This is a genomic window from Streptomyces lavendofoliae, from assembly GCF_014649735.1.
Classification (GTDB): domain Bacteria; phylum Actinomycetota; class Actinomycetes; order Streptomycetales; family Streptomycetaceae; genus Streptomyces; species Streptomyces lavendofoliae.
The window spans coordinates 607,256-629,636 of the sequence record NZ_BMTP01000001.1; the positions used below are offsets into that span (position 1 = coordinate 607,256).

General features: G+C 72.7%; 21 protein-coding genes. 11 read left to right on the forward strand and 10 right to left on the reverse strand.

The features are described 5' to 3' along the window. Positions 1-10 precede the first annotated feature (10 nt). From IE109_RS02725 to IE109_RS02740, 4 genes are all read right to left on the reverse strand, one after another. Positions 11-997, reverse strand: coding sequence for a DEDDh family exonuclease (locus tag IE109_RS02725; protein WP_189548768.1), 987 nt, complete (start codon positions 995-997; stop codon positions 11-13). Between the two features lie 131 nt (positions 998-1,128). Further along, a complete protein-coding gene (locus IE109_RS02730; RefSeq protein WP_229890466.1) occupies positions 1,129-4,236 on the reverse strand; it encodes an NACHT domain-containing protein in 3,108 nt (1,035 codons plus the stop codon). Positions 4,237-4,421: 185 nt separating this feature from the next. Beyond that, positions 4,422-5,831, reverse strand: coding sequence for a CoA transferase (locus IE109_RS02735; RefSeq protein ID WP_189548770.1), 1,410 nt, complete (start codon positions 5,829-5,831; stop codon positions 4,422-4,424). A 211-nt stretch (positions 5,832-6,042) separates the two neighbouring features. Beyond that, on the reverse strand, positions 6,043-7,584 hold the full coding sequence (locus tag IE109_RS02740; RefSeq protein ID WP_189548771.1) for a S8 family peptidase: 1,542 nt from the start codon (positions 7,582-7,584) through the stop codon (positions 6,043-6,045). Positions 7,585-7,824: 240 nt separating this feature from the next. Between IE109_RS02740 and IE109_RS02745 the strand changes: the two genes are divergently transcribed. From IE109_RS02745 to moaA, 3 genes are all read left to right on the forward strand, one after another. Next, positions 7,825-8,202 (forward strand): DUF485 domain-containing protein, encoded by a 378-nt coding sequence (locus IE109_RS02745; RefSeq protein ID WP_189548772.1) that lies wholly within the window; start codon positions 7,825-7,827, stop codon positions 8,200-8,202. After that, complete coding sequence (locus tag IE109_RS02750; RefSeq protein WP_189548773.1) at positions 8,199-9,839, forward strand: monocarboxylic acid transporter; 1,641 nt, start codon at positions 8,199-8,201, stop codon at positions 9,837-9,839. The genes IE109_RS02745 and IE109_RS02750 overlap by 4 nt, the downstream gene beginning before the upstream one ends. A 163-nt stretch (positions 9,840-10,002) precedes the next feature. Next, positions 10,003-10,992: a GTP 3',8-cyclase MoaA gene (gene moaA / locus IE109_RS02755; RefSeq protein ID WP_189548774.1), complete on the forward strand. Its 990-nt coding sequence runs from the start codon at positions 10,003-10,005 to the stop codon at positions 10,990-10,992. A gap of 18 nt (positions 10,993-11,010) precedes the next feature. On the opposite strand, the gene IE109_RS02760 is transcribed toward moaA, so the two are convergent. Further along, the gene (locus tag IE109_RS02760) at positions 11,011-11,235 is read right to left on the reverse strand and encodes a hypothetical protein (RefSeq protein WP_189548775.1); all 225 of its coding nucleotides are present in this window, start codon (positions 11,233-11,235) and stop codon (positions 11,011-11,013) included. A gap of 254 nt (positions 11,236-11,489) precedes the next feature. Then, entirely contained in the window at positions 11,490-11,945 is a 456-nt protein-coding gene (locus tag IE109_RS02765) for a DUF3099 domain-containing protein (protein WP_189548776.1), read from the reverse strand. A 229-nt stretch (positions 11,946-12,174) separates the two neighbouring features. Here IE109_RS02765 and IE109_RS02770 point away from each other — a divergent pair, with 229 nt between their 5' ends. Next, positions 12,175-12,450, forward strand: coding sequence for a GlsB/YeaQ/YmgE family stress response membrane protein (locus tag IE109_RS02770; RefSeq protein ID WP_189548777.1), 276 nt, complete (start codon positions 12,175-12,177; stop codon positions 12,448-12,450). A gap of 89 nt (positions 12,451-12,539) precedes the next feature. Here IE109_RS02770 and tyrS read toward each other — a convergent pair whose 3' ends face one another. From tyrS to IE109_RS02785, 3 genes are all read right to left on the reverse strand, one after another. Further along, entirely contained in the window at positions 12,540-13,808 is a 1,269-nt protein-coding gene (gene tyrS, locus IE109_RS02775; RefSeq protein ID WP_189548778.1) for a tyrosine--tRNA ligase, read from the reverse strand. Between the two features lie 66 nt (positions 13,809-13,874). Beyond that, the gene (locus IE109_RS02780) at positions 13,875-15,266 is read right to left on the reverse strand and encodes a metallopeptidase TldD-related protein (RefSeq protein ID WP_189548779.1); all 1,392 of its coding nucleotides are present in this window, start codon (positions 15,264-15,266) and stop codon (positions 13,875-13,877) included. Further along, positions 15,263-16,786 carry a TldD/PmbA family protein gene (locus tag IE109_RS02785; protein WP_189548780.1) on the reverse strand — a complete coding sequence of 508 codons (1,524 nt, stop codon included), beginning with the start codon at positions 16,784-16,786 and terminating at the stop codon, positions 15,263-15,265. The genes IE109_RS02780 and IE109_RS02785 overlap by 4 nt, the downstream gene beginning before the upstream one ends. A gap of 198 nt (positions 16,787-16,984) precedes the next feature. Here IE109_RS02785 and fabG point away from each other — a divergent pair, with 198 nt between their 5' ends. The 3 genes from fabG to IE109_RS02800 all read left to right on the forward strand — a co-directional run bounded on the left by fabG (position 16,985) and on the right by IE109_RS02800 (position 19,135). After that, complete coding sequence (fabG, locus tag IE109_RS02790) at positions 16,985-17,701, forward strand: 3-oxoacyl-[acyl-carrier-protein] reductase (protein ID WP_189548781.1); 717 nt, start codon at positions 16,985-16,987, stop codon at positions 17,699-17,701. A 4-nt stretch (positions 17,702-17,705) separates the two neighbouring features. Continuing rightward, on the forward strand, positions 17,706-18,473 hold the full coding sequence (fabI, locus tag IE109_RS02795) for an enoyl-ACP reductase FabI (protein WP_189548782.1): 768 nt from the start codon (positions 17,706-17,708) through the stop codon (positions 18,471-18,473). A 344-nt stretch (positions 18,474-18,817) separates the two neighbouring features. Continuing rightward, complete coding sequence (locus tag IE109_RS02800) at positions 18,818-19,135, forward strand: hypothetical protein (protein ID WP_189548783.1); 318 nt, start codon at positions 18,818-18,820, stop codon at positions 19,133-19,135. Here IE109_RS02800 and IE109_RS02805 read toward each other — a convergent pair. Then, positions 19,104-19,793, reverse strand: coding sequence for a FadR/GntR family transcriptional regulator (locus IE109_RS02805; protein WP_189548784.1), 690 nt, complete (start codon positions 19,791-19,793; stop codon positions 19,104-19,106). The genes IE109_RS02800 and IE109_RS02805 overlap by 32 nt on opposite strands. 78 nt (positions 19,794-19,871) lie before the next feature. Here IE109_RS02805 and IE109_RS02810 point away from each other — a divergent pair, with 78 nt between their 5' ends. From IE109_RS02810 to IE109_RS02820, 4 genes are all read left to right on the forward strand, one after another. After that, a complete protein-coding gene (locus tag IE109_RS02810) occupies positions 19,872-21,170 on the forward strand; it encodes a CynX/NimT family MFS transporter (protein WP_229890468.1) in 1,299 nt (432 codons plus the stop codon). 17 nt (positions 21,171-21,187) lie between these two features. After that, the gene (locus IE109_RS33660) at positions 21,188-21,307 is read left to right on the forward strand and encodes an SGM_5486 family transporter-associated protein (RefSeq protein ID WP_268251451.1); all 120 of its coding nucleotides are present in this window, start codon (positions 21,188-21,190) and stop codon (positions 21,305-21,307) included. A gap of 181 nt (positions 21,308-21,488) precedes the next feature. Then, on the forward strand, positions 21,489-21,737 hold the full coding sequence (locus IE109_RS02815; RefSeq protein ID WP_189548786.1) for a hypothetical protein: 249 nt from the start codon (positions 21,489-21,491) through the stop codon (positions 21,735-21,737). Between the two features lie 59 nt (positions 21,738-21,796). Beyond that, a complete protein-coding gene (locus tag IE109_RS02820; RefSeq protein ID WP_189548787.1) occupies positions 21,797-22,315 on the forward strand; it encodes a SixA phosphatase family protein in 519 nt (172 codons plus the stop codon). The last annotated feature ends 66 nt before the right edge of the window (positions 22,316-22,381 follow it).

The window sequence follows — 22,381 nt, forward strand, 5'->3', positions numbered from 1 at the left end:
ACCCGTCTGCCTACTCGTCTGCCGGGGCCACGTCACGCAGCAGCTGGGTGAAGGCCGCCTCGTCGACGACCGGCGTGCCGAACGACTTGGCCTTGACCGTCTTGGAGGTGGCGGCGTCCGGGTCGTTGGTGACCAGCAGGCTGGTCAGCCGGGAGACGCTGGTGGCCACATGGAGGCCCGCCTCGACCGCCCGGTCCTCCAGCAGCTCCCGGTCGATGGAGGTGTCACCCGAAAACGCCACCCGCATGCCCTGCCTGAGTGGTTTGTCCGCTTCATAGCGTCCGGGGTTGGGGTACGGGCAGGCGGGCCGCTTGCGGGAAGGCCGCCAGCTGTTCCCGCGGTACGACGCCTGCTGCCCGATGCGCGGCACGGTCGAGGCGGCGGGGGAGGACGCCCACTCGGTGAGCGGACGGCACTCCAGCAGCGGCAGCCTGACGCCCCGTTCCGCCGCCGCGTGCAGGCTCGGACGGAACGCCTCGGCCAGCACGCGCGCGTCGTCCAGCGCGTGGTGCGCCCGGCGCTGGACGACGCCGAAGTGCGTGGCCAGCGTCTCCAGCTTGAAGTTGGCCAGCGGCAGGCCCAGTTCCTTGGAGAGCGCGATGGTGCACAGCCGCTGCCGCACCGGCGCCGTCCGGTCCGCCCGCGCGTACTCACGGGCGATCATCGACCAGTCGAACATCGCGTTGTGCGCCACGAGCACCCGGCCGTCGAGCCGCGCGGAGAACTCCGCCGCGACGTCCCCGAAGAGCGGGGCTCCCTCCAGCAGGTCGCTCGTCAGCCCGTGGATCCACACCGGTCCGGGGTCGCGCTCCGGGTTGACCAGCGTGTACCAGTGGTCCTCCACATTGCCCTGCGCGTCGAGCCGGTAGACGGCTGCGGACACTATCCGGTCGTCGCGGGCGAGGCCGGTGGTCTCCACGTCGACGACCGCGTACCCCTGGGTCGGGTAGGCGGTCGGCCACGGTGCTGCTGTCGTACGGTCGTCGAGCATGGTCACTGAGAATAGAGCCCGCCACTGACAACGCCGCCGCCGGGCTTGTCCCGTACGCTCCCGGGTTGACGCCCCGTACCCCTGTTCCCGTGCGGCTGACGGCAGTTGACCTGGGCCCACTCCGCCCGCCGGGCAGGTCAGTTCTGTGCCGAGCGGAGGACGAGCCGCCCGGCGCCGAGGAGCTCGCCGCCCGTGAGGGGCATGTCGTCGGTGACGGTGACCGTCAGGTCCTCCCGGTCCGCCAGGGGGCCGAGGTCGACCGGGCCGTCGCCGGTCTCGCACTGCCACAGCTCCAGTTCGGTCAGCCCGGGGAGGTCCCGCAGCGGGGCGAGTCCGCCGGTCAGGGCACAGCGCCAGAGGAAGAGCCTCTCCAGCGTGGCCAGCCCGGTGAGCGCCCCCAGGTCCAGCGGTGCGAAGTCGTTGAGCGTCAGGGAGGTCAGCCGGGGCGGCGACGCCATGCGGGTCAACTGCCGCAACTGCGTGCGGCTGGACAGCGCGAGCGAGGTGAGGGACGGCCACCGCTCGATCCCGTCGAGAGCCACGTACCGCACCTGGCGCTGGAGCGTGAGGCTGGTGAGCCGCGGTCCCACGGGCAGTTCGTCCAGTGCCTCGATGAGCAGGGCGTGGCCCAGGTGCAGCATCCTCAGGTCCGGCATGTCACCCAGCGGCTCGACGCGGACGCCCGGACCCACCTCGTACAGCGACAGCCACTCCAGCCCCGGCCCCGCCAGGGGCGAGAGGTCGGTCAGCGACGAGCACCGGCTCAGGCCGACGCCGTAGAGGCCGGGAAAGCGCGCGAGCGGGGAGAGGTCGCGCAGCGCGGCGTTCTCGAACACGAAGAGCCGCCGCAGGTCGTCCAGGGCGTGCAGCGGTGACAGGTCGGCGTGGTCTCCCTCCATGTGGAGCGAGCGGACCTCCGGGACGTGCCGCAGTGCCCGGAACTGCTCCGCCGTCTTCACATGCAGGTAGTCCTCCTCCCAGGTGCGCCCGGCCAGCACCTCCCGCAGATACGTCTCCGTCTCGAACGAGCCCCACGCCTGCGACAGCTGGAACGCGACGGGCGCGCGCGTGTCGTGCCGGAACCGCGCGACCACGCCGAACGCGGCGTCCCCCTTGATCAGGGCGGCCGTCCGCACCACCGCCGCCGCGCCGTGCTCGTCCAGCGCCTCCTCCGGGCCCGGCAGCAGCTCCAGCACCAGCTCGCCGACCTTCGCCAGCTCCTCGGCGTCGCTCTGCCTGCGCGGCGGCAGCAGGCCCTGCGTACGGTCCTGGATCGCCCGGCGCACCCTCGGGTCCAGCTCCGGGGCGTGCTCCAGGCACGCCGCCGCCAGCAGCACCAGCCGGTGGCGGTGGCACGGCTCGTCGTCCGCCCTGCGCAGCAGGTCCGTCAGCAGGCGGGCCCGCTCGTCCACGCGCGCGTGCCCCACCGCCATCTGCACGACGTCGTCCCACTGGTCGTCGTGCGCGTGCCGCACCAGCACGCCGAAGTCCCGCGACTCCACGGCGGCCTTGGCGCCCAGATAGTCCTGGAACGTCCGGTGCACGAAGTCGACGGCACCCGGCCGCGGCTCGCGCAGCAGCCCGCTCCTGATCAGCAGGTGCGAGAACACCTGCTCCGCCGTGCCCTCCACCTGCGGCATGGCGCCCAGCCACCGCGCCACCATCTCCACCGCGTCGGCCCGATCCGCCTCCACCTGCCCGTTGCGGATGAGCCAGTACCCGAACCGCTGGAGCAGCGCCATCTGCTCCTCGCGGGTGAGGTCGACGCCCTCCACCCCGACCACCTCGCGCTCGGTGTCCCGGCGCACCAGCAGCATGTCGAGGGCGGCGTCGTACAGCTCCTTGCGCGCCCGGGGCAGCTGCATCCGGCGGTCCCGGTTGAGCGCGCACAACAACGAGCACATCAGCGGGTTCGTGGCCAGCCGGCCCAGGGCCCGCCGGGTGCCCACGGCGTGGAGCAGCGACCTCTCGTACGTGTCGAGCCGGTCCCGCTCGGCCGGCGCGGCGCACTCCTGGCGCGCGGCCTCGTGCCAGTGCTCGATGAAGGCCCGGATGTCGTCCCGCTCCATGGGGAGCAGCGAGTGGGCGGCGAAACCGTGGAGGGCCAGCCAGTCCTCCGGCACCGCGGACGGCCGCGTCGTCACCACGTACCGCGCGTGCGGGAACGCCGCGATCAGGCTCCTGAGCCACTCCTGGGTCCGTTTGCGCAGCCGCGCCGGCACCTCGTCGACCCCGTCCACGAGGACGAGCGCCCTGCCGTCGGCCATCAGCCGCTCCACCCACCCGGCCGGCGCGGCACCGTGCAGCGGCACCCCCGCCGCCCGCAGGAACTCCCCGGGGCCGGGGAGCGCGCCGGAGGGCGAGAAGGTGCGCAACCGCAGGACGAAGGGGACGCACCGGTTCCAGTCGTCGAGGTCGCGGCCGAAGCGGCGGTGCGCGGCGTTCACCGCCAGCCACTGCACCAGGGTGCTCTTGCCGGAACCCGCCGGACCGCGCAGCAGGACCCGGTCGGTGTCGGCGAGCGCCTGCTCCGCGGTGAGGGCGACCTGTCCGGGGCCGGGAGGGCCGAACCCCTCGTGGCGGACGCCCTCGCCGCTCACCGCCAGGCTGATGTAGGCCGTGTCCAGCGGCCACTCGCCCGTCGACCGCCCCAGCGTCAGCCCGAACAGCTCCAGCCGGCCGTACGTCGCCACCACGTAGTCCGCGTACCGCTGCTCGAACTCCAGCGCCACCGCGTCCGGGCGGCGGCGGCCCGCCGCCAGGTCCGCCACCAGGGCGTGGGTGCGGCCGGCCGTGCGGGTCTGCTCCACGGCCGCCCGCGCGGGGAAGGACGGCTGCGCCGTGAGCTGGTCCACCACGTGCGCGCAGCACAGGGCGAGGAGCTCCTCGTACAGGTCCGCGGCCCGCGGGGCGAGCTGACGGACCGCCGCCGCCGAGCGCAGTCGCGCGCTCAGCCGCGCCGGGTCCAGGTCCACCGCGAAGAGCTGGTCCGCGCCGATCTCGCCCGCCGCGGCGAAGCTGTCGCGCACGGCGTCGACGGCGGCCAGCCGCTCGTTCTCCGGCAGGGAACCGTACGTCTCCGCGAGGCGGCCGGACAGGATCCTCGCCAGCCGGTCGGGCCTCGGCGGGCGCGGCAGCGGGCGCAGCGGGCCCTCGACGAGGCCGGCGCCCGTCCGCGGGGCGACGAGCGACCTGGCCACGGCGCCGAGCACCGTGCCCGCCAGACGGGTGACCACAAGTTCCATGCCCTGCAACGTCGTTGCTCCCCCCGAGACGGCCCGACCGGATCGTACGACGCCCGCCGGGCGGACGCGGCCGAAGCCGCCCGGTCCGGTTCGTAGTCGTCGGGTTCAGGCCGAAACCGGCCCTTCAGGCCGAAGCCGTCCGGTCCGGCCGGGGAGCCGTCCGGTGCGGCGCGGAGCCGCCCGGTTCAGGCCGTGGCCCACCGGGCGGCGTCGGTGCCCCACAGGCCCGGCGGGCGCGCCCAGTCGGCGGGGCCCCCTTCGTACGACACCGGGGGCAGCGCGTGGAGCAGCCGGCCCATGGGGCTGTCCGTGGTGGTCGTCCAGCGCTCCGGGTCGGGGCCGCCGCCCCGCTCCGGGGTGCTCGCCAGGCCGTGCACCAGCCAGTGCGCGGTCTGCGTCAGGGCGAGCCGGGCGAGGCGGGTCCCGCCGCCGTCCGGGCCGTACCGCTCGCTCAGCGCCCGCAGCACGGCGGCGGCCAGCAGATAGCCGGTGCCGTGGTCGAGGGCCTGGGCGGGCAGTGCGCCCGGCTCGCCGTCGGAGCCCTCCAGCAGGGAGATGCCCGTCGCCGCCTGGACCAGGCTGTCGAAGCCGCGCCGCCCCCGCCACGGCCCGTACCGGCCCCACGCGGACAACTGGGCGACGACCAGGCCGGGGCGGCGCTCGGCCAGCGCCTCGGCGGAGAGCCCGAACCGGTCCAGCGCGCCCGGCCGGTAGCCGGTGACCACCACGTCGGCGTCCGCGAGGAGATCCTCGAACACGCGGTGGTCCGCGCCGCGCTCCAGGTCCAGGGTCGTCGAACGCTTGCCCATCCCGGTGTCGTTGTGCGCCTCCTGGCTCTCGGGAAGGTGCGGCGCGTCGATCCGCAGGACGTCCGCGCCCAGCAGCGCCAGCGTCCGCGTGGCGACCGGCCCCGCCAGCACCCGCGTGAGGTCGAGCACGCGCAGCCCGGCGCACGGCAGGAGCGGCGTACCGGTGGCCGTGCTCCACGCGCGCGGGGGTACCGCCTCCCGGGTGCCGTCCAGGCGCTCCAGCGTCAGCAGCGGCCGGGTGGGCACCAGGGCGCCCTGCTCGTGCGCCGCCCACCGCGCCACCTCGCGCACCGCGACGGCCAGACCGCCCGCCGCGTACACGGCGTCCTCCACCTCCTCGGCGCGCCGCTCGGCGATCGCCCCCGCGACCGCGTCCGCCCCGGCGCCGTCCGGCAGCCCCAGCGCGAGGAGGAGCCGCTCGCGGTGGTGCGGGTAGTTGGCGTGCGTGCGGACCCATCCGTCCGCCGCCCGCCAGAACCGCGACAGCGGTGCGAACGCCGTCCACGCCCGCCCGTCGACCCGGACCAGCCGGTCGCTGAGGAACGCCGTGGCGACCGCCCCGTCGTCGACGCGCACCGCCGGCACCGGGCGTCCGGAGCGGACGGCGGCCAGCTCGGCGGCGGCGAGGGAGCAGACCGCGACGGTCGCGCGCGCCAGCTCCATGACGGGCAGCCGCGCGGGCAGACCGCCCGAGGAGCCGCCGTAGGAGACCCGCTCCAGCAGCGCCGGATCGGCACCGAGTGCCGCCCACGCGGCGGATGTACCGGCGGAAAAGTCACTGTTCATACCGGCACTATGGCACTCAGTGCCAGGCTCGTGAAGACCCCGCGACGACGACGGCCCCGGACACGGCGAACCACACCGCGCCCGGGGCCATCAATGCCGGTCCGGGTGCACCCGGACCGGATGCGCCCGGACCGGATGCGCCCGGACTTGATGCACCCGGCCGGTCACCACCGGCCCGGCACCAAGGCGGTGCCGGGCCGGTGGCGGACCGTCAGCGCCGGACCGCGTCCAGGGCGTCGGTCAGGCCCTTGCCGTAGAAGCCGTTGTCGCGCTTGCCGCCCTCGCACACCGCGTCGACCGTGCCGTCGCCGTTGATGTCGTACGGGTCGGTGCACGCGGTGTCGTCGGCCTGCTTGTACAGCAGCGCCTTGACCTCGGCGGGCGACGCGTGCGGGCGCGTCGACTTGATCAGCGCGGCCACACCGGCCACGTGCGGAGACGCCATCGACGTACCGGCCTTGTAGCCGTACTTGCCGCCCGGCAGCGTCGACAGGATCAGCCCGTTGGTGGCCGGGGCCTCCGGCGGCTGGAACGCCGTCGAGTCACCGCCCGGGGCGGCGATGTCCACCACTCCGAGGCCGTAGTTCGAGTACGAGGACTTCAGGCCCTTCGCGCCCGTGGCGGAGACCGTCACCACACCGTCCAGCATGGTGGGTACGTCCGGGCACACCTCGGGGTCGACGACCCGCTCCACCGGGGTGGTGTCGTTCGGGCTGGTCTTGTCGACGATCTCGTCGGCCGCCAGGTCCGTGCGGGCGTTGCCGGCCGCCGCGACGTTGACCGCGCCCTTGCGCTCCGCGTACCGCGTGGCCCGCTGCAGCGCCTCCACCAGGGCACCCTGGTCGAGGTCGTTCTTGCAGGTGTACAGCCACGGGTCCACGTAGTAGCTGTTGTTCGTCACCTCGACTCCGTGTTCGGCCGCCCAGACGAAACCGCAGACCACGGACTCGGTGTAGAAGAACCCGTCCGGGTTGGACACCTTGATGCCGGAGACCTTCACGCCCGGCGCCACACCGGTGACCCCGACGCCGTTCTTCGCGGCGGCGATGGTGCCGGCCACGTGCGTGCCGTGGTCGCTCTCCGTGGGGCCCGGCCGCCAGGAGCCGTCGGTGGTGTCCGGGGCGCCCGTCACGCAGTTCGCGGACGCCGCGCGGTCGAAGTTGGGGGCCAGGTCCGGGTGGGTGTCGTCGACACCCGTGTCCAGGACGGCCACGGTGACCTTCTTGCTGCCGAGGGACTTCTCGTGGGCCTTGTCCGCCTTGATGGCGGGCAGGTCCCACTGCAGGGGCTCGAACGGGTCCTGGCCGGCGTCCGCCCGGTCGGCCGCCGCCCGCGCCTCGGCGGCGGACAGCGGCTGCTCCGCGCCGATGTCGGTGGTGGACTGGGCGGCGAGCGGCGCGGTCCTGGTGGCCCCCGCCGACTTCACCCCCCGCACCCCGCGGATCGTCCGGGCGAAGTCCGGGTTCTGCGAGTGGACGACGATGACGCCGATCTGGTCGTACGAGATCACGACGGTGCCGCCCGCCGCGGCGATCGCCTTCTTCACCGCCTTGGCGGTGGAGTGACCGCCCTTCACGTTCACGACGTAGGACATCTTCGGGCCGTCCGTCACGACGGCGGCGGACCCGGCGGCCGGGGCCTCGTCCAGCGGGGCGGCCGAGGCGGCGGCCGGAAGCAGGCCGAGCGAGGCCGTGAGCGCCAGGCCGGCGGGCAGCGCGAGTATTCGCGCGCGTCCGGATCGCAGATGAGCCATGGGTTCTCCACATCATCCTGAGATCCGTCCACACACCGGTTGCGTGTGGACGGGTGCATGACGAGCGAAGCTATCGCCGATCATCCCGGCCCATCAATGACTTCGGGGAAGAAAAAGGTCCCAGGTGAACCGCGTCGCCGTGGCCTCCGTGCCGTTGACAGGGGAGAGCACGAGCGAGTACCGGCCCCCACCCTGAGGTTCTTGTCCATGCCCAGCGCACCAGCGTCGCGAGGAGTTCCCGTGGTCACCGATGCACCGCCGCCCGAGGGCGGTACGGACACCAGTCCCGCCCAGCCCACGACAGAGTCGTTCGTCGAGGTGCAGCAGAGCGCGGAATTCGGCGAACTGCGCCGTGCCCACCGCTCCTTCGCCTTCCCCCTGACCATCGCCTTCATCGCCTGGTACCTGCTGTACGTCCTGCTGTCCAACTACGCGGGCGGCTTCATGGGCACCAGGCTCTTCGGCAACGTCAACGTCGCGCTGGTCCTCGGCCTCGGCCAGTTCCTGACCACCTTCCTCATCGCCTGGTTCTACTCCCGGCACGCCGCCGGGAAGCTCGACCCCAAGGCCGAGCTCATCAAGTCCCGCATGGAGTCCGGCATGGAGGCCGACGCATGAGCAGCAGCACCGCCACCGGAACCGCCCTGCTGGCCGCCGCGTCCGACGCCTCGGAGCACCGGCCGCTGATCATCACCCTCTTCGGCCTCTTCGTCGTCGCCACCCTCTGCATCACCGTCTGGGCCGGCCGCCAGACCAGGAACGCCTCCGACTTCTACGCGGGCGGCCGCCAGTTCACCGGCTTCCAGAACGGGCTGGCCATCTCCGGCGACTACATGTCCGCGGCGTCGTTCCTGGGCATCGCGGGCGCTATCGCCCTCTTCGGCTACGACGGCTTCCTCTACTCCATCGGCTTCCTGGTCGCCTGGCTGGTCGCGCTGCTCCTGGTCGCCGAGCCGCTGCGCAACTCCGGCCGGTACACCATGGGCGACGTCCTCGCCTACCGGATGCGCCAGCGCCCCGTCCGCACCGCCGCCGGCACCTCCACCATCGTCGTCTCGATCTTCTACCTGCTCGCCCAGATGGCCGGCGCGGGCGTCCTCGTCTCGCTGCTGCTCGGCATCACCTCGGACGGCGGCAAGGTCGCGATCGTCGCCCTCGTCGGCGTTCTGATGATCGTGTACGTGACGATCGGCGGCATGAAGGGCACCACCTGGGTGCAGATGGTCAAGGCCGTCCTGCTCATCGCCGGCACCCTGCTCATCACCTTCCTGATCCTGCTGAAGTTCGGCTTCAACCTCTCCGACCTGCTCGGCACCGCCGCCGCCAACAGCGGCAAGGGCTCGGCCTTCCTCGAACCGGGCCTCAAGTACGGCGCCACCGGCACCTCGAAGCTCGACTTCATCTCGCTCGGCATCGCGCTGGTGCTCGGCACCGCCGGCCTGCCGCACATCCTGATCCGCTTCTACACGGTCCCGACGGCCAAGGCCGCCCGCAAGTCCGTCAACTGGGCCATCGGCATCATCGGCGCCTTCTACCTGATGACCATCGTGCTGGGCTTCGGCGCCGCCGCCCTGCTCAAGCCCGCCGACATCATCGCCTCCAACAAGGCGGGCAACACCGCGGCGCCGCTGGCCGCGCTGGAGATCGGCGGCGGTGGCGGCTCCACCGGCGGCGCGATCCTGCTCGCGGTGATCTCCGCGGTCGCCTTCGCCACCATCCTCGCCGTCGTCGCCGGACTCACCCTCGCCTCGTCCTCGTCCTTCGCGCACGACATCTACGCGAACGTGATCCGCCGGGGCCGGGCCACCGAGAAGGAGGAGGTACGCGCCGCCCGCTGGGCGACGGTCCTCATCGGCATCGTCTCCATCGCGCTCGGGGCGATGGCCCGCGACCTGAACGTGGCCGGCCTCGTCGCCCTCGCCTTCGCGGTCGCCGCGTCGGCGAACCTGCCGACGATCCTCTACAGCCTGTTCTGGAAGCGGTTCACCACCCAGGGCGCCCTGTGGTCCATCTACGGCGGCCTGACCGCCTCCGTGGTGCTCGTGCTGTTCTCCCCGGTCGTCTCGGGCAAGCCCAGCTCCATGTTCCCGGACGCCGACTTCGCCTGGTTCCCGCTGGAGAACCCGGGCCTCATCTCCATCCCGCTGGGCTTCCTGCTCGGCTGGCTCGGCTCCCTGCTGTCCAAGGAGGAGCCGGACCGCGGCAAGTACGCCGAGCTGGAGGTCAAGTCCCTCACCGGCGTCGGAGCGCACTGACCCGCACACCCTGTGCGACCGGACGGGCCGCGCCGTGGGGATCGTCGTAGATCCCTACGACGCGGCCCGTCCGCTCCTGTGGACAATGGCCCGTGTCGTTGTCGGCGGGGTCACGTACGCTCCTTGGTATACGCAACCTGGTAACCGGGGGAGGGCGCCCACCGTGCTCATCGACACATACGGCCGAGTGGCCACCGACCTGCGCGTCTCGCTCACCGACCGGTGCAATCTGCGGTGCACCTACTGCATGCCCGAAGAGGGCCTGCAGTGGCTCGCCAAGCCCGACCTCCTCACGGACGACGAGATAGTCCGGCTCATCGGCATCGCCGTCACCGACCTCGGCGTCAAGGAGGTCCGCTTCACCGGCGGCGAGCCCCTCCTGCGCCCCGGCCTGGTGGGCATCGTCGAGCGCTGCGCGGCCCTGGAGCCCCGCCCGCGGATGTCGCTGACCACCAACGGCATCGGTCTGCGGCGGACGGCGACCGCCCTGAAGGCCGCCGGCCTGGACCGGGTCAACGTTTCCCTCGACACCCTGCGGCCCGAGGTGTTCAAGACCCTGACCCGCCGCGACCGTCACAAGGACGTGCTGGAGGGCCTCCAGGCCGCCCGGGACGCCGGCTTGACCCCGGTCAAGGTCAACACCGTCCTGATGCCGGGCCTCAACGACGACGAGGCCCCCGACCTCCTCGCCTGGGCCGTGGAGAACGACTACGAGCTGCGCTTCATCGAGCAGATGCCGCTGGACGCCCAGCACGGCTGGAAGCGCGACGGCATGATCACCGCCGGTGACATCCTGGAGTCGCTCCGCACCCGCTTCACCCTCGACCCCGAGCCCGACGAGGCGCGCGGCTCGGCACCCGCCGAGCGCTGGATCGTCGACGGTGGTCCGCACCGGGTGGGGGTCATCGCCTCCGTCACCCGCCCGTTCTGCCGGGCCTGCGACCGGACCCGGCTCACGGCCGACGGCCAGGTGCGCACCTGCCTGTTCGCCCGGGAGGAGACGGACCTGCGGGCGGCCCTGCGGTCGGACGCGCCGGACGAGGAGGTCGCCCGCATATGGCGGCTCGCGATGTGGGGGAAGAAGGCCGGCTCCGGGCTGGACGACCCGAGCTTCCTCCAGCCGGAGCGCCCGATGTCGGCGATCGGCGGCTGACCCGCCGGCCGGCTCCGGTCACTCCCCGGAGGGGCGGGACTCCCACTCGGCCAGCGTGACCACGTCCTTGAGGAAGTCCCGTACACCCAGGAACCGGGACAGGTGCTCGCGGTGATCGTCGCAGGCCAGCCAGGTCTTGCGACGCTCGGGGGTGTGCAGCTTGGGGTTGTTCCACGCCAGCACCCACACCGCCGGCGCACGGCAGCCCTTGGCGGAACAGATGGGGGTGGTCTCGTCGCTCACAACACGTCCCAACACAGGCCCGAACTACCCGGACAAAGGCGACGCCGGGCAGCCACGGGGGGAGCTGCCCGGCGTCGGTCCGTCGCTCCGACGGGGGATGCGGAGCGCCTACGAAGTATGTCACGGGGACCGGGGTGGAGTGCACGGAAACCACATGATTGATCTGAGCTTTTCTTGAGCTGCGCGGGCCGGTGGCAGGTCAGTGGCGCGCCGGCGCCGGGCCGGTGGTGGACCGCCGGCGGACCGGTGACGGCTCAGCTCTGCTCGTACTGGCGTTCCTGCCGGGTATCCCGGTCCGGCTCGCGATCCTCCGCGGCCGGTTCCGCCATGGGTTCCGGTTCCGCAGGGGGGTCGGCCGCCGGACCGGTTCCGGTCGCCCCCGGGCGTCCGCCGGTCTCGTCCGAGGAGCGCCCCGGCGCCAGCACCGGGCGCTCGGCCGGCGGCGGGACGTAGCTCCGTGGCGGCGGCGGCGCGGTCTCGCGGCCCGCGTTGGCGATCACCACCGCGACGTACGGCAGCACCGCCCCCAGGACCAGCGCGACGATCGCCACCTGCCGCTGGACGTTCCACAGGGACGCGGCCGCGATCACCGCGACGGTCCGCACCGACATCGAGATGACGTATCGCCGCTGCCGGCCGCGCACGTCGTCCGCCAGTCCCTGACGGGCGCCGGTGATCCGGAAGACCTCGTCGCTCCCGCGCTTCCGCATCGCGTTCCACCACCCGCCGCACTCGCGCCGGACACTCCCCGGACCGGCCTGTCTACCACCGTACGCCCGCCCTCCCGGTGGTACGAGACCGGGGCCGCCGGGAGGTCGGCCGCCGACGGGCATCCCGCCGGCGGCGTCCCCCGAATGGAGTCGCCCGACATGCGCCGTATGCCGGTCCGGCCGAGACTTGTCGGGACTGCTCACGTCAATCCGCACCGAGGAGGCAGCCATGGGCTGGTTGTGGGCGATTATCGTCGGATTCGTGCTGGGCCTGCTGGCGAAGGCGATCCTGCCGGGCAAACAGCACAGTCCGCTGTGGCTGACCACCATCTTCGGCATCATCGGCGCCATCGTCGGCAACGCCCTCGCCAGGGCATTCGGCATCGAGGCGACCCCGGGCATCGACTGGGGCAGGCACGCCCTCCAGGTCGTGGCCGCGGTCGTCATCGTCGGCCTCGGCGACATGCTCTACATGTCGATGCGCGGCAGGAGACAGCGAGCCTGACGGACGCGCGCGGTGGCGCCCCGGGTGCTCCACGCACCCGGGGCGCACCCCGTCGCCGGGGCGCGACCCCGGCGCGGTGACGCGGTGCGTCAGCCCGCGGCGACCTCGATCGCCGCCAGGTTCTTCTTGCCGCGCCGCAGCACCAGCCAGCGCCCGTGCAACAGCTCGTCGGCGGTGACCTCGGCGTCCTCGGCGGTCACCTTCACGTTGTTGACGTACGCGCCGCCCTCCTTGATGGTGCGGCGGGCCGCCGACTTGCTCGGCGCCAGGCCCACCTCCGCGAAGAGGTCGGTCACCGCGCCGGGCCCGGTCACCCGGGCGTGCGGCAGCTCCGCGAGGGCCGCCGCCAGCGTCGCCTCGTCCAGCTCCGCCAGCTCTCCCTGCCCGAACAGCGCCTTCGATGCGGCGATCACCGCGGCGCACTGCTCGGCGCCGTGCACCAGCGTCGTCAGCTCCTCCGCGAGCGCGCGCTGGGCGGCACGCGCCTGCGGACGCTCCTCGGTCAGCCGCTCCAGCTCCTCGATCTCCTCGCGGGACAGGAAGCTGAAGATGCGCAGGAACTTCGACACGTCCCGGTCGTCCGCGTTCAGCCAGAACTGGTAGAACGCGTACGGCGTGGTCCGCTCGGCGTCCAGCCAGACGGTGCCCGACTCGGTCTTGCCGAACTTGGTGCCGTCGGCCTTCGTGATCAGCGGCGTCGCCAGGGCGTGCACCGCGGCGTCCGGCTCGACCCGGTGGATCAGGTCGGTGCCCGCCGTGAGGTTGCCCCACTGGTCGCTGCCGCCGGTCTGCAGGACGCAGCCGTGGCGCCGGTACAGCTCCAGGAAGTCCATCCCCTGGAGGATCTGGTAGCTGAACTCGGTGTAGCTGATGCCGGCGTCGGAGTTCAGCCGCCGCGAGACCGCCTCCTTGGCGATCATCTTGTTGACGCGGAAGTACTTGCCGACGTCCCGCAGGAAGTCGATCGCCGACAGCCCCGACGTCCAGTCCAGGTTGTTCACCATGGTCGCGGCGTACGGACCCTCGAAGTCGAGGAACCGCTCGATCTGCGCCCGCAGGCGCTCCACCCAGCCCGCGACGACCTCCGGCGCGTTCAGAGTGCGCTCCGCGTTCGGCTTCGGGTCGCCGATCAGGCCCGTGGCCCCGCCGACCAGGCCCAGCGGCCGGTGGCCCGCCTGCTGGATCCGGCGCATGGTGAGGATCTGGACCAGATTGCCCAGGTGCAGGCTGGGCGCCGTCGGGTCGAAGCCGCAATAGAACGTGACGGGACCGTCCGCGAACGCCTTGCGCAGTGCGTCCTCGTCAGTGGAGAGGGCGATGAGCCCCCGCCACTGCAGTTCGTCGACGATGTCCGTCACGGTGACGTCTCTCCTTGAGCGAAATGGGGTCGAACAGGTGCGGTGTTCCCCGCCAGTCTATGGGGGTCACACGCCCTGGCTGACCGAACTCATGTTGAAGTCGGGCACCCGCACCGGCGGCATCGCGGCCCGGGTGAACCAGTCGCTCCACTCGCGCGGCAGCGTCCGCTCCGTCCGGCCGGCCTCGGTGGCCCGGGACAGCAGGTCCACCGGCGACTCGTTGAACCGGAAGTTGTTCACCTCGCCGACGACCTCGCCGTTCTCGACCAGGTACACACCGTCCCGGGTCAGCCCGGTCAGCAGCAGCGTCGCCGGGTCGACCTCGCGGATGTACCACAGGCAGGTCAGCAGCAGCCCGCGCTCCGTGGCGGCGACCATCTCCTCCAGCGTCCGCTCGCCACCGCCGTCCAGGACCAGATTGCCGATCCCCGGCGTGACGGGCAGCCGGGTCAGCCCGGCACTGTGCCGCGTGGTCACCAGGTGCTCCAGCCGGCCGTCCCGCACCCACTCGGTCGGCGCCAGCGGCAGCCCGTTGTCGAAGACCGACGAGTCGTCGCCCGAGGCGTGCGCGATCACGAAGGGCGCCGACTCCAGCCCCGGCTCGTTCGGGTCGCTGCGCAGGGTCAGCGGCAGCGGCGTGAGCGTCTCACCGATCCGGGTGCCGCCCCCCGGCTTGGAGAAGACGGTGCGGCCCTCGGCGGCGTCGCGGGCGGCCGACGACCACATCTGGTAGATCAGCAGGTCCGCCACGGCGGTGGGCGGCAGCAGCGTCTCGTACCGCCCCGCGGGCAGCTCGACGCGACGCTCGGCCCAGCCCAGGCGCTGCGCCAGCTCCGCGTCCAGCGCCGTCGGGTCGACGTCCTTGAAGTCCCGCGTCGAGTGCCCCGTCCACGCCGAGCGCGTCCGGTCCGGCGACTTGGCGTTCAGCTCCAGCGTCCCCGACGGCTGGTCGTGGCGCAGCCGCAGCCCGGTCGACGTGCCCAGGTACGTCGAGGTCAGCTCGTGGTTCGCGAACCCGTACAGCTCCCGGCCGCCCGCGCGGGCCCGGGAGAACGCCTCGCCCAGCGCGGGCGCGAAGTCCGCGAACACCGCCGAGGACGTCTCGGCGGGCGCGTCCGTGAAGCCGGGCGACGCCTCGCCCCCGGTCACCAGCGGCTGGGCGTCCTCCGCCGGGCCGGCGGCGCGCGCGGCGGCCTCGGCCGCCCGTACCAGCGGCTCCAGCTCCGCGGCGGTGACCGCCGACCGGGACACCACGCCGGACGCGGTGCCCTCCGCCCCGTCGACGGTGGCGACGACCGTGAGGGTCCGGCCGCGGGTGACCCCGTTGGTGGTCAGGGCGTTGCCCGCCCAGCGGAGGTTGGCGGACGAGTGCTCGTCCGCGATGACGACGCACCCGTCGGCGCGGGACAGCTCCAGCGCCCGCTCGACGATCTCGTACGGCTTGGCTGCGGGGCTCATCGGCCACCCTCCTGCGCGGTGTTAAGGATGTTCACGCCCCGGAACAGGGCCGAGGGGCAGCCGTGCGAGACCGCCGCGACCTGGCCCGGCTGGGCCTTGCCGCAGTTGAAGGCGCCGCCCAGCACATAGGTCTGCGGGCCGCCGACCTTCTCCATGGAGCCCCAGAAGTCCGTCGTCGTCGCCTGGTACGCGACGTCGCGGAGCTGACCGGCCAGCCGCCCGTTCTCGATGCGGAAGAACCGCTGCCCGGTGAACTGGAAGTTGTACCGCTGCATGTCGATCGACCAGGACCGGTCGCCGACCACGTAGATGCCGCGCTCCACGCCGCCGATCAGGTCCTCGGTGGACAGCCCGCCCGGGTCCGGCCGGAGCGACACGTTCGCCATGCGCTGCACCGGCACGTGCCCCGGCGAGTCCGCGTACGCGCAGCCGTTGGACCGGCCCAGGCCCGTCAGCCTCGCGATCCGCCGGTCCAGCTGGTAGCCGACCAGGGTGCCGTCCTTCACCAAATCCCAGCTCTGCGCCTCGACGCCCTCGTCGTCGTACCCGATCGTGGCCAGCCCGTGCTCGGCGGTCCGGTCGCCGGTCACGTTCATGATCGGTGAGCCGTACGCCAGCTTCCCCAGCTGGTCGAAGGTGGCGAACGACGTCCCCGCGTACGCCGCCTCGTAACCGAGCGCCCGGTCCAGTTCCGTGGCGTGCCCGATCGACTCGTGGATCGTCAGCCACAGGTTCGACGGGTCGACGACCAGGTCGTACCGGCCCGCCTCCACGCTCGGCGCCCGCATCTTCTCGGCCAGCAGCTCCGGGATCCGCTCCAGCTCGGAGTCCCAGTCCCAGCCGGTGCCCGTCAGGTACTCCCAGCCCCGCCCGACCGGCGGCGCGATCGTCCGCATCGAGTCGAACTCGCCGGTGGTCCCGTCCACCGCGACCGCCGTGAGCTGCGGGTGCAGCCGTACGCGCTGCTGGGTGGTGACGGTCCCCGCGGTGTCCGCGTAGAACTTGTTCTCGTGCACGGTCAGCAGCGAGGCGTCCACGTGCGCCACGCCGTCGGCGCGCAGCAGCCGCGCGCTCCAGTCCGCCAGCAGCCCGCTCTTCTCGGCGTCCGGCACCGCGAACGGGTCGATCTCGTACGAGGACACCCACGTCCGGTCCGCGTGCACCGGCTCGTCGGCCAGCTCCACGCGCTCGTCCGACCCCGCCGCCGCGATCACCTGCGCCGACAGCTTCGCCATGGCCACGGCCTGCGACGCCACCTTGGCGGCCGCGTCCATGGTCAGGTCGACGCCGGAGGCGAACCCCCAGGCCCCGCCGTGCACCACCCGTACCGCGTACCCGAGGTCGGTGGTGTCCGAGGACCCGGCGGGCTTGGCGTCCCGCAGCCGCCACGAGGCGCTGCGCACACGCTCGAAGCGGAAGTCCGCGTGGTCGGCGCCGAGGGCCCTGGCCCGCGCGAGCGCCGCGTCGGCGAGCGCCCGCAGCGGCAGTGCCGTGAAGGCTTCGTCGATGGAATGAGGCACGAATGTCTCCTGTCGTATGAGACCGGTCGTCCCGATCATGTCGCGCCGGGCCGCCCCGTGCCCAGTGCTTTCGGCGGGCCCTTTCTGTAGGGACCCGACAGTGACACCCGTACGCCACTGTCAGGGGTCGATTCTCCGTAGCGGGGGCCGGACCGATAGGTTTCCGAGGTACCACACCGCTATGGAAAGGGTGATCCGTTGAGCCGCTCGGTTCTCGTCACCGGAGGTAACCGGGGCATCGGCCTCGCCATCGCCCGCGCTTTCGCCGACGCCGGCGACAAGGTCGCGATCACGTACCGCTCGGGCGACCCGGCGGAGCTCGCCGGGGAGGGCTTCCTCGCCGTCCGGTGCGACATCACCGACGCCGAGCAGGTGGAGCAGGCCTACAAGGAGATCGAGGAGAAGCACGGTCCGGTGGAGGTGCTGGTGGCCAACGCCGGTGTCACCAAGGACCAGTTGCTGATGCGGATGTCCGAGGAGGACTTCACGTCCGTCCTCGACACCAACCTCACCGGCACCTTCCGGGTCGTCAAGCGCGCCAACCGCGGCATGCTGCGCGCCAAGAAGGGCCGGGTCGTCCTGATCTCCTCCGTGGTCGGCCTGCTGGGTTCGGCGGGCCAGGCGAACTACGCCGCCTCGAAGGCCGGGCTGGTCGGCTTCGCCCGCTCCCTCGCCCGCGAGCTCGGCTCGCGCAACATCACGTTCAATGTCGTCGCACCCGGTTTCGTCGACACCGACATGACCAAGGTGCTGACCGAGGAGCAGCGGGCGGGCATCGTCGCCCAGGTGCCGCTCGGCCGCTACGCGCAGCCCGACGAGATCGCCGCCGCGGTGCGGTTCCTCGCGTCCGACGACGCCTCGTACATCACTGGAGCCGTCATCCCGGTTGACGGCGGATTGGGCATGGGTCACTGATCACATGAGCGGAATCCTCGACGGCAAGCGCATCCTCATCACGGGGGTGCTGATGGAGTCCTCCATCGCCTTCCACGCCGCCAAGGTGGCCCAGGAGCAGGGCGCCGAAATCATCCTGACCGCCTTCCCGCGGCCCACCCTGACCGAGCGCATCGCCAGGAAGCTCCCCGAGCCGGCCAAGGTCATCGAGCTCGACGTCACCAACGACGAGCACCTGGCCCGCCTCGAGGGCCTGGTCCGCGAGGAGCTGGGCGGCCTGGACGGCGTCGTCCACTCCATCGGCTTCGCCCCGCAGGACGCGCTCGGCGGCAACTTCCTCAACACGCCGTTCGAGTCGGTGGCGACCGCGATGCACGTCTCGGCGTTCTCGCTGAAGTCCCTGACGATGGCCTGCCTGCCGCTGATGCAGAACGGCGGCTCGGTCGTCGGCCTGACCTTCGACGCGCAGTTCGCGTGGCCGCAGTACGACTGGATGGGCCCGGCCAAGGCGGCGCTGGAGGCCACCAGCCGCTACCTGGCGCGCGACCTCGGCAAGCGGAACGTGCGCTGCAACCTGATCTCCGCGGGCCCGCTCGGCTCGATGGCCGCCAAGTCCATCCCCGGCTTCACCGACCTGGCGAAGGTGTGGGACGAGCGCTCCCCGCTCGAGTGGGACATGGCGGACCCGGAGCCGGCCGGCCGCGGCATCGTCGCGCTGCTGTCGGACTTCTTCCCGAAGACCACCGGCGAGATCGTCCACGTCGACGGCGGCGTGCACATCATGGGCGCCTGAGCCCACCCGCGCCCGAAGGCCGCGCACCGCTCCGGGGGAGTGGTGCGCGGCCTTCGTCGTCCGCACCCGTGCACGCTGAGCAGCGCTCCCGAGTCGAAGAGTCACCGGAACCACGGCAGACTGGTACGGAACGGAAAGGCACGTCCGTGGCTCGGGGAGTTCGGGGTGGAGGTGTGGCTGTGCGTACGAGGCACCAGGCGGGACACCGGACGGAACGCCGAGGGGAACCCCGACAGGAGCCCCGAGGAGAGCGCCGAGGGGAACGCGAGGAGGCACAGGGGGCGGCACGCGGGGCGGGTTCGCGGGCCCCGGGCGACGGGCGTCGCCCCCGCCGCCGCCGGACGGTGGCCCTGTCCGCCGGCGCGGTCCTGCTGTCGGGGCTCGCGCTCGGCGCCCACACCCACGCCGCGGAGAAGGAGGCGTACGTCGCCTCGTGCCGTACCTCCGTCGAGGGCTCCCGCGTCACCGCGTACTGCCACAATCCCAACCCCGGCACCGACCGCGTGCGGCTGCACGTCGAGTGCGCCCGGTGGTGGGACATCGACTCCGACAGCGCGCCCGTCGAAGTGGGTCCCACGGCCTACGCGGAGCTGACCCAGCGATGCTGGAAGGAGGTCGGCGAGGCCTGGATCAGTCACCAGCCGGTGCCCGATCGCCGCTGAGGCAGGCGAACGGGTACCCGGCGGCCTCCGAGGCGGCCGCCTCGGCGTCACCGGCCCTGATGGCCTCCACCAGCCGCGCGTGGTCCATGTGGTTCTCCGGCCGCAGGTCCTGGCCCACGTCGTCGCGCAGCCAGTCCCGCATGAGGTGCCCCAGGTCGGCGTAGAGCTCCGACATCACCTCGTTGTGCGAGGCGGCGACCACGGCGAGGTGGAACGTCGCGTCGGCCGCCACGAACCGCTCCGCGTCACCCGCCTCCCACGCCTCCTCGCGCCGCGCGAGAAGGGCGTCCAGCTGTCTCATGTCCCGCTCCGTGCGCCGCGCGGCGGCCAGGCGCGCGGCCGACGACTCCAGCGTGGAGCGCAGCTCGGCGATGTGCCGGGGGTCGGCCGCCGCGAACCGCCGGTGCATCACCCCGGCCAGCTCACTGGTCGCGACCACATAGGTGCCCGAGCCCTGCCGGATGTCCAGCAGGCCGTTGTGCGCGAGCGCCCGGACGGCCTCCCGGACGGTGTTGCGGGCCACGCCCAGCTGCTCGACCAGCTCCGGTTCGGTGGGGATCCGGGAGCCGACCGGCCACTCGCCCGAGGTGATCTGGTTCCGTAGCTCGGCGATCACCTGGTCGGACAGCGCGGACCGGCGGGGAGAGCTGAGCGCCATGGTGCTCCTTGGCTCCTGGAGGAGATCCTCGTCAGAGGATTGGACAGTCAATCATCCCATGATTCTATGATGGGAGCCATGTCCGACGAGCCCCAGACCCGCGTCCCGACGCCCACCAGGAGCCGCCCCCCGGCGCCCACCCCCGCCGCGGCCGCTCCCGAGCGGGCGGGCACGGCCTGGCTCGCCCGGCTCCTGATCGTCGGGCTCGTGCTGGCCGCGCTGAACCTCCGCCCCGCCATCACCAGCCTCGGCGCGCTCCTGGAGGAGGTGCGGACGGGGCTGCACATGAGCGGCGGTGTCGCCGGTGTCCTCACCTCCGTGCCGCCGCTGTGCTTCGCCGTCTTCGGCATCACCGCCCCGCGGCTCGCCCGCCGCTTCGGGCCCGGTGCCGTCGTGTTCGCCGGCATGGTGGCCATCACGGCCGGACTGGTCGTGCGCCCCCTCGCCGGCGGCACGGTCGCCTTCCTGGCCGCCAGCGCCCTGGCCCTGATGGGCATCGCCGTCAGCAACGTCCTGATGCCGGTGATCGTCAAGCGGTACTTCCCCGACCGCGTCGGCACCATGACCGGCCTGTACTCCATGGCCCTCGCCCTGGGCACCTCCCTGGCGGCCGCCGCGACCGTCCCCGTGACGGACGCGCTCGGCGGCAGCTGGCGCGCCGGCCTGGCCGTGTGGGCCGTGCTCGGCGCCCTCGCCGTGGTGGCCTGGCTCCCGCTCGTCCGCCGCCGCGGCGCGGGTACGGAGGCGGGCGCGGGCGCCGGGGCCGCCGGCGGAGGGACCGCGGAGGCCGCCCCCGCGCCGCGGATCACCCGCAGCCGTACGGCCTGGGCGCTCGGCTGCTTCTTCGGGCTCCAGGCCACCGGCGCCTACATCACCATGGGCTGGATGCCGCAGATCTTCCGCGACGCCGGGGTGTCCGCCGGCACCGCCGGGGTCCTGCTCGCCGTGACCATGGTGATGGGCGTGCCGCTCGCCTTCGTTATCCCCCGGCTCGCCACCCGCATGAAGAACCAGGGCCCCATCGTGGTCGTCCTCGGCCTGTGCGGCCTGAGCGGGTACGCCGGTCTCCACTTCGCCCCGGCGGCCGGGGCCTGGGCCTGGGCGCTCCTGCTCGGCGTCTCCAACTGCGCCTTCCCGCTCGCCCTCACCATGATCGGCATGCGCTCGCGGACCGGCGGCGGCGTCGTCCGGCTCTCCGCCTTCGCCCAGAGCGTCGGCTACCTCATCTCCATCCCCGGGCCGACCCTGGTCGGCGCCCTCTACGAACACAGCGGCGGCTGGGGGACCCCCCTCGCGCTGATGATGGGGCTGATGGTGCCCCAGATGATCGTGGGGATCATCGCCGGACGGGACCGGACGATCGAGGACGAAACCTGAGATGCGAGACTGGGCCCATGCAGCCTGTGCTCGACCCGAATCCCCAGAACGGCCAGAAGAAGCTCCTCGTCGTGCTCGGCACGATGCTGGCGATCGGTGTGGTCATCGGCGTCATCGCCGCCCTCGCCTCGCCGTGACCCGGTCGCCCTCCCGGCGCCCGTGACCCCCGGCGATGGTGGGGCCTGCCCCACCATCCCCTAGGGGGCCGGCGTCAGGGTCAAGTGGGTGGACTGCCGGATGGGCCGGGCAGCCCATGATCCGTACCGTGGAAGCCACCCCGAGACCTCGACCCGGCACCACGGACCCACGGAGGCGGCCATGTCGGCCCGTACGCACCAGCAGCGGACGCACGCCGCCGCCGACGGCGGAAGCCCCACCGGCGGTCGCGCGGGCGGTCGAGCCGGAACCGCCGCCATCCGGCTCCCGTGGTGGGCGGTGGCGCTGCCCGTGCTCGCCTTCGTCGTGCTGCTCTCGCTGATAGCCGGGGGTGGTGAGGCGCACGCGACGGGCGGTGACCCGGCGGTCGGCCGGATCCTCGAACAGATCCGGGACACACTCGCACGCTAGGCGGGCGAGGTGGTCAACACCCACCGCCCCGTGGTGTCTTTCATGCGAAGCTGGTGAGCATGAGCGCCGATACACCCCGCAGGATCGTGCTACTCCGGCATGCGAAGGCCGACTGGCCCGAGGTGTCCGACCACGAGCGCCCGCTCGCGGAGCGAGGCCGCAAGGACGCCCCCGTGGCGGGCCGGCGGCTCGCCGAGACCGGAATCACCTTCGACCTGGCCCTCTGCTCGACCGCCGCCAGGACCCGCGAGACATGGAAGCTGGCGGTGCACGAGCTGCCGCAGCGCCCCAGGACCGTGTACGAGGAGCGGCTCTACGAAGCCTCACCCGGGGAGATCATCGCGCTGCTCAACGAGACGCCCGAGGATGTGAACGACCTTCTCGTCATCGGGCACAACCCCGGTATGCACGCCGTCGCCGACGCCCTCGCCGGCCAGGCGGAGGGCGACACCCTGACGCGGATGAACCGGGGCGGCTTCCCGACCTCCGCCTTCGCCGTCATCGGGTTCAACGGCTCCTGGAAGTCCGTGGAGCACGGCGTGGGCACCCTGCTCGGCTACTGGGCGCCCCACGAGTAGGCCCGCTGCCCGTACGCGCATGGGGAAGGCCCGGACACCGAGGGGTGCCCGGGCCTTCGCCCGTGG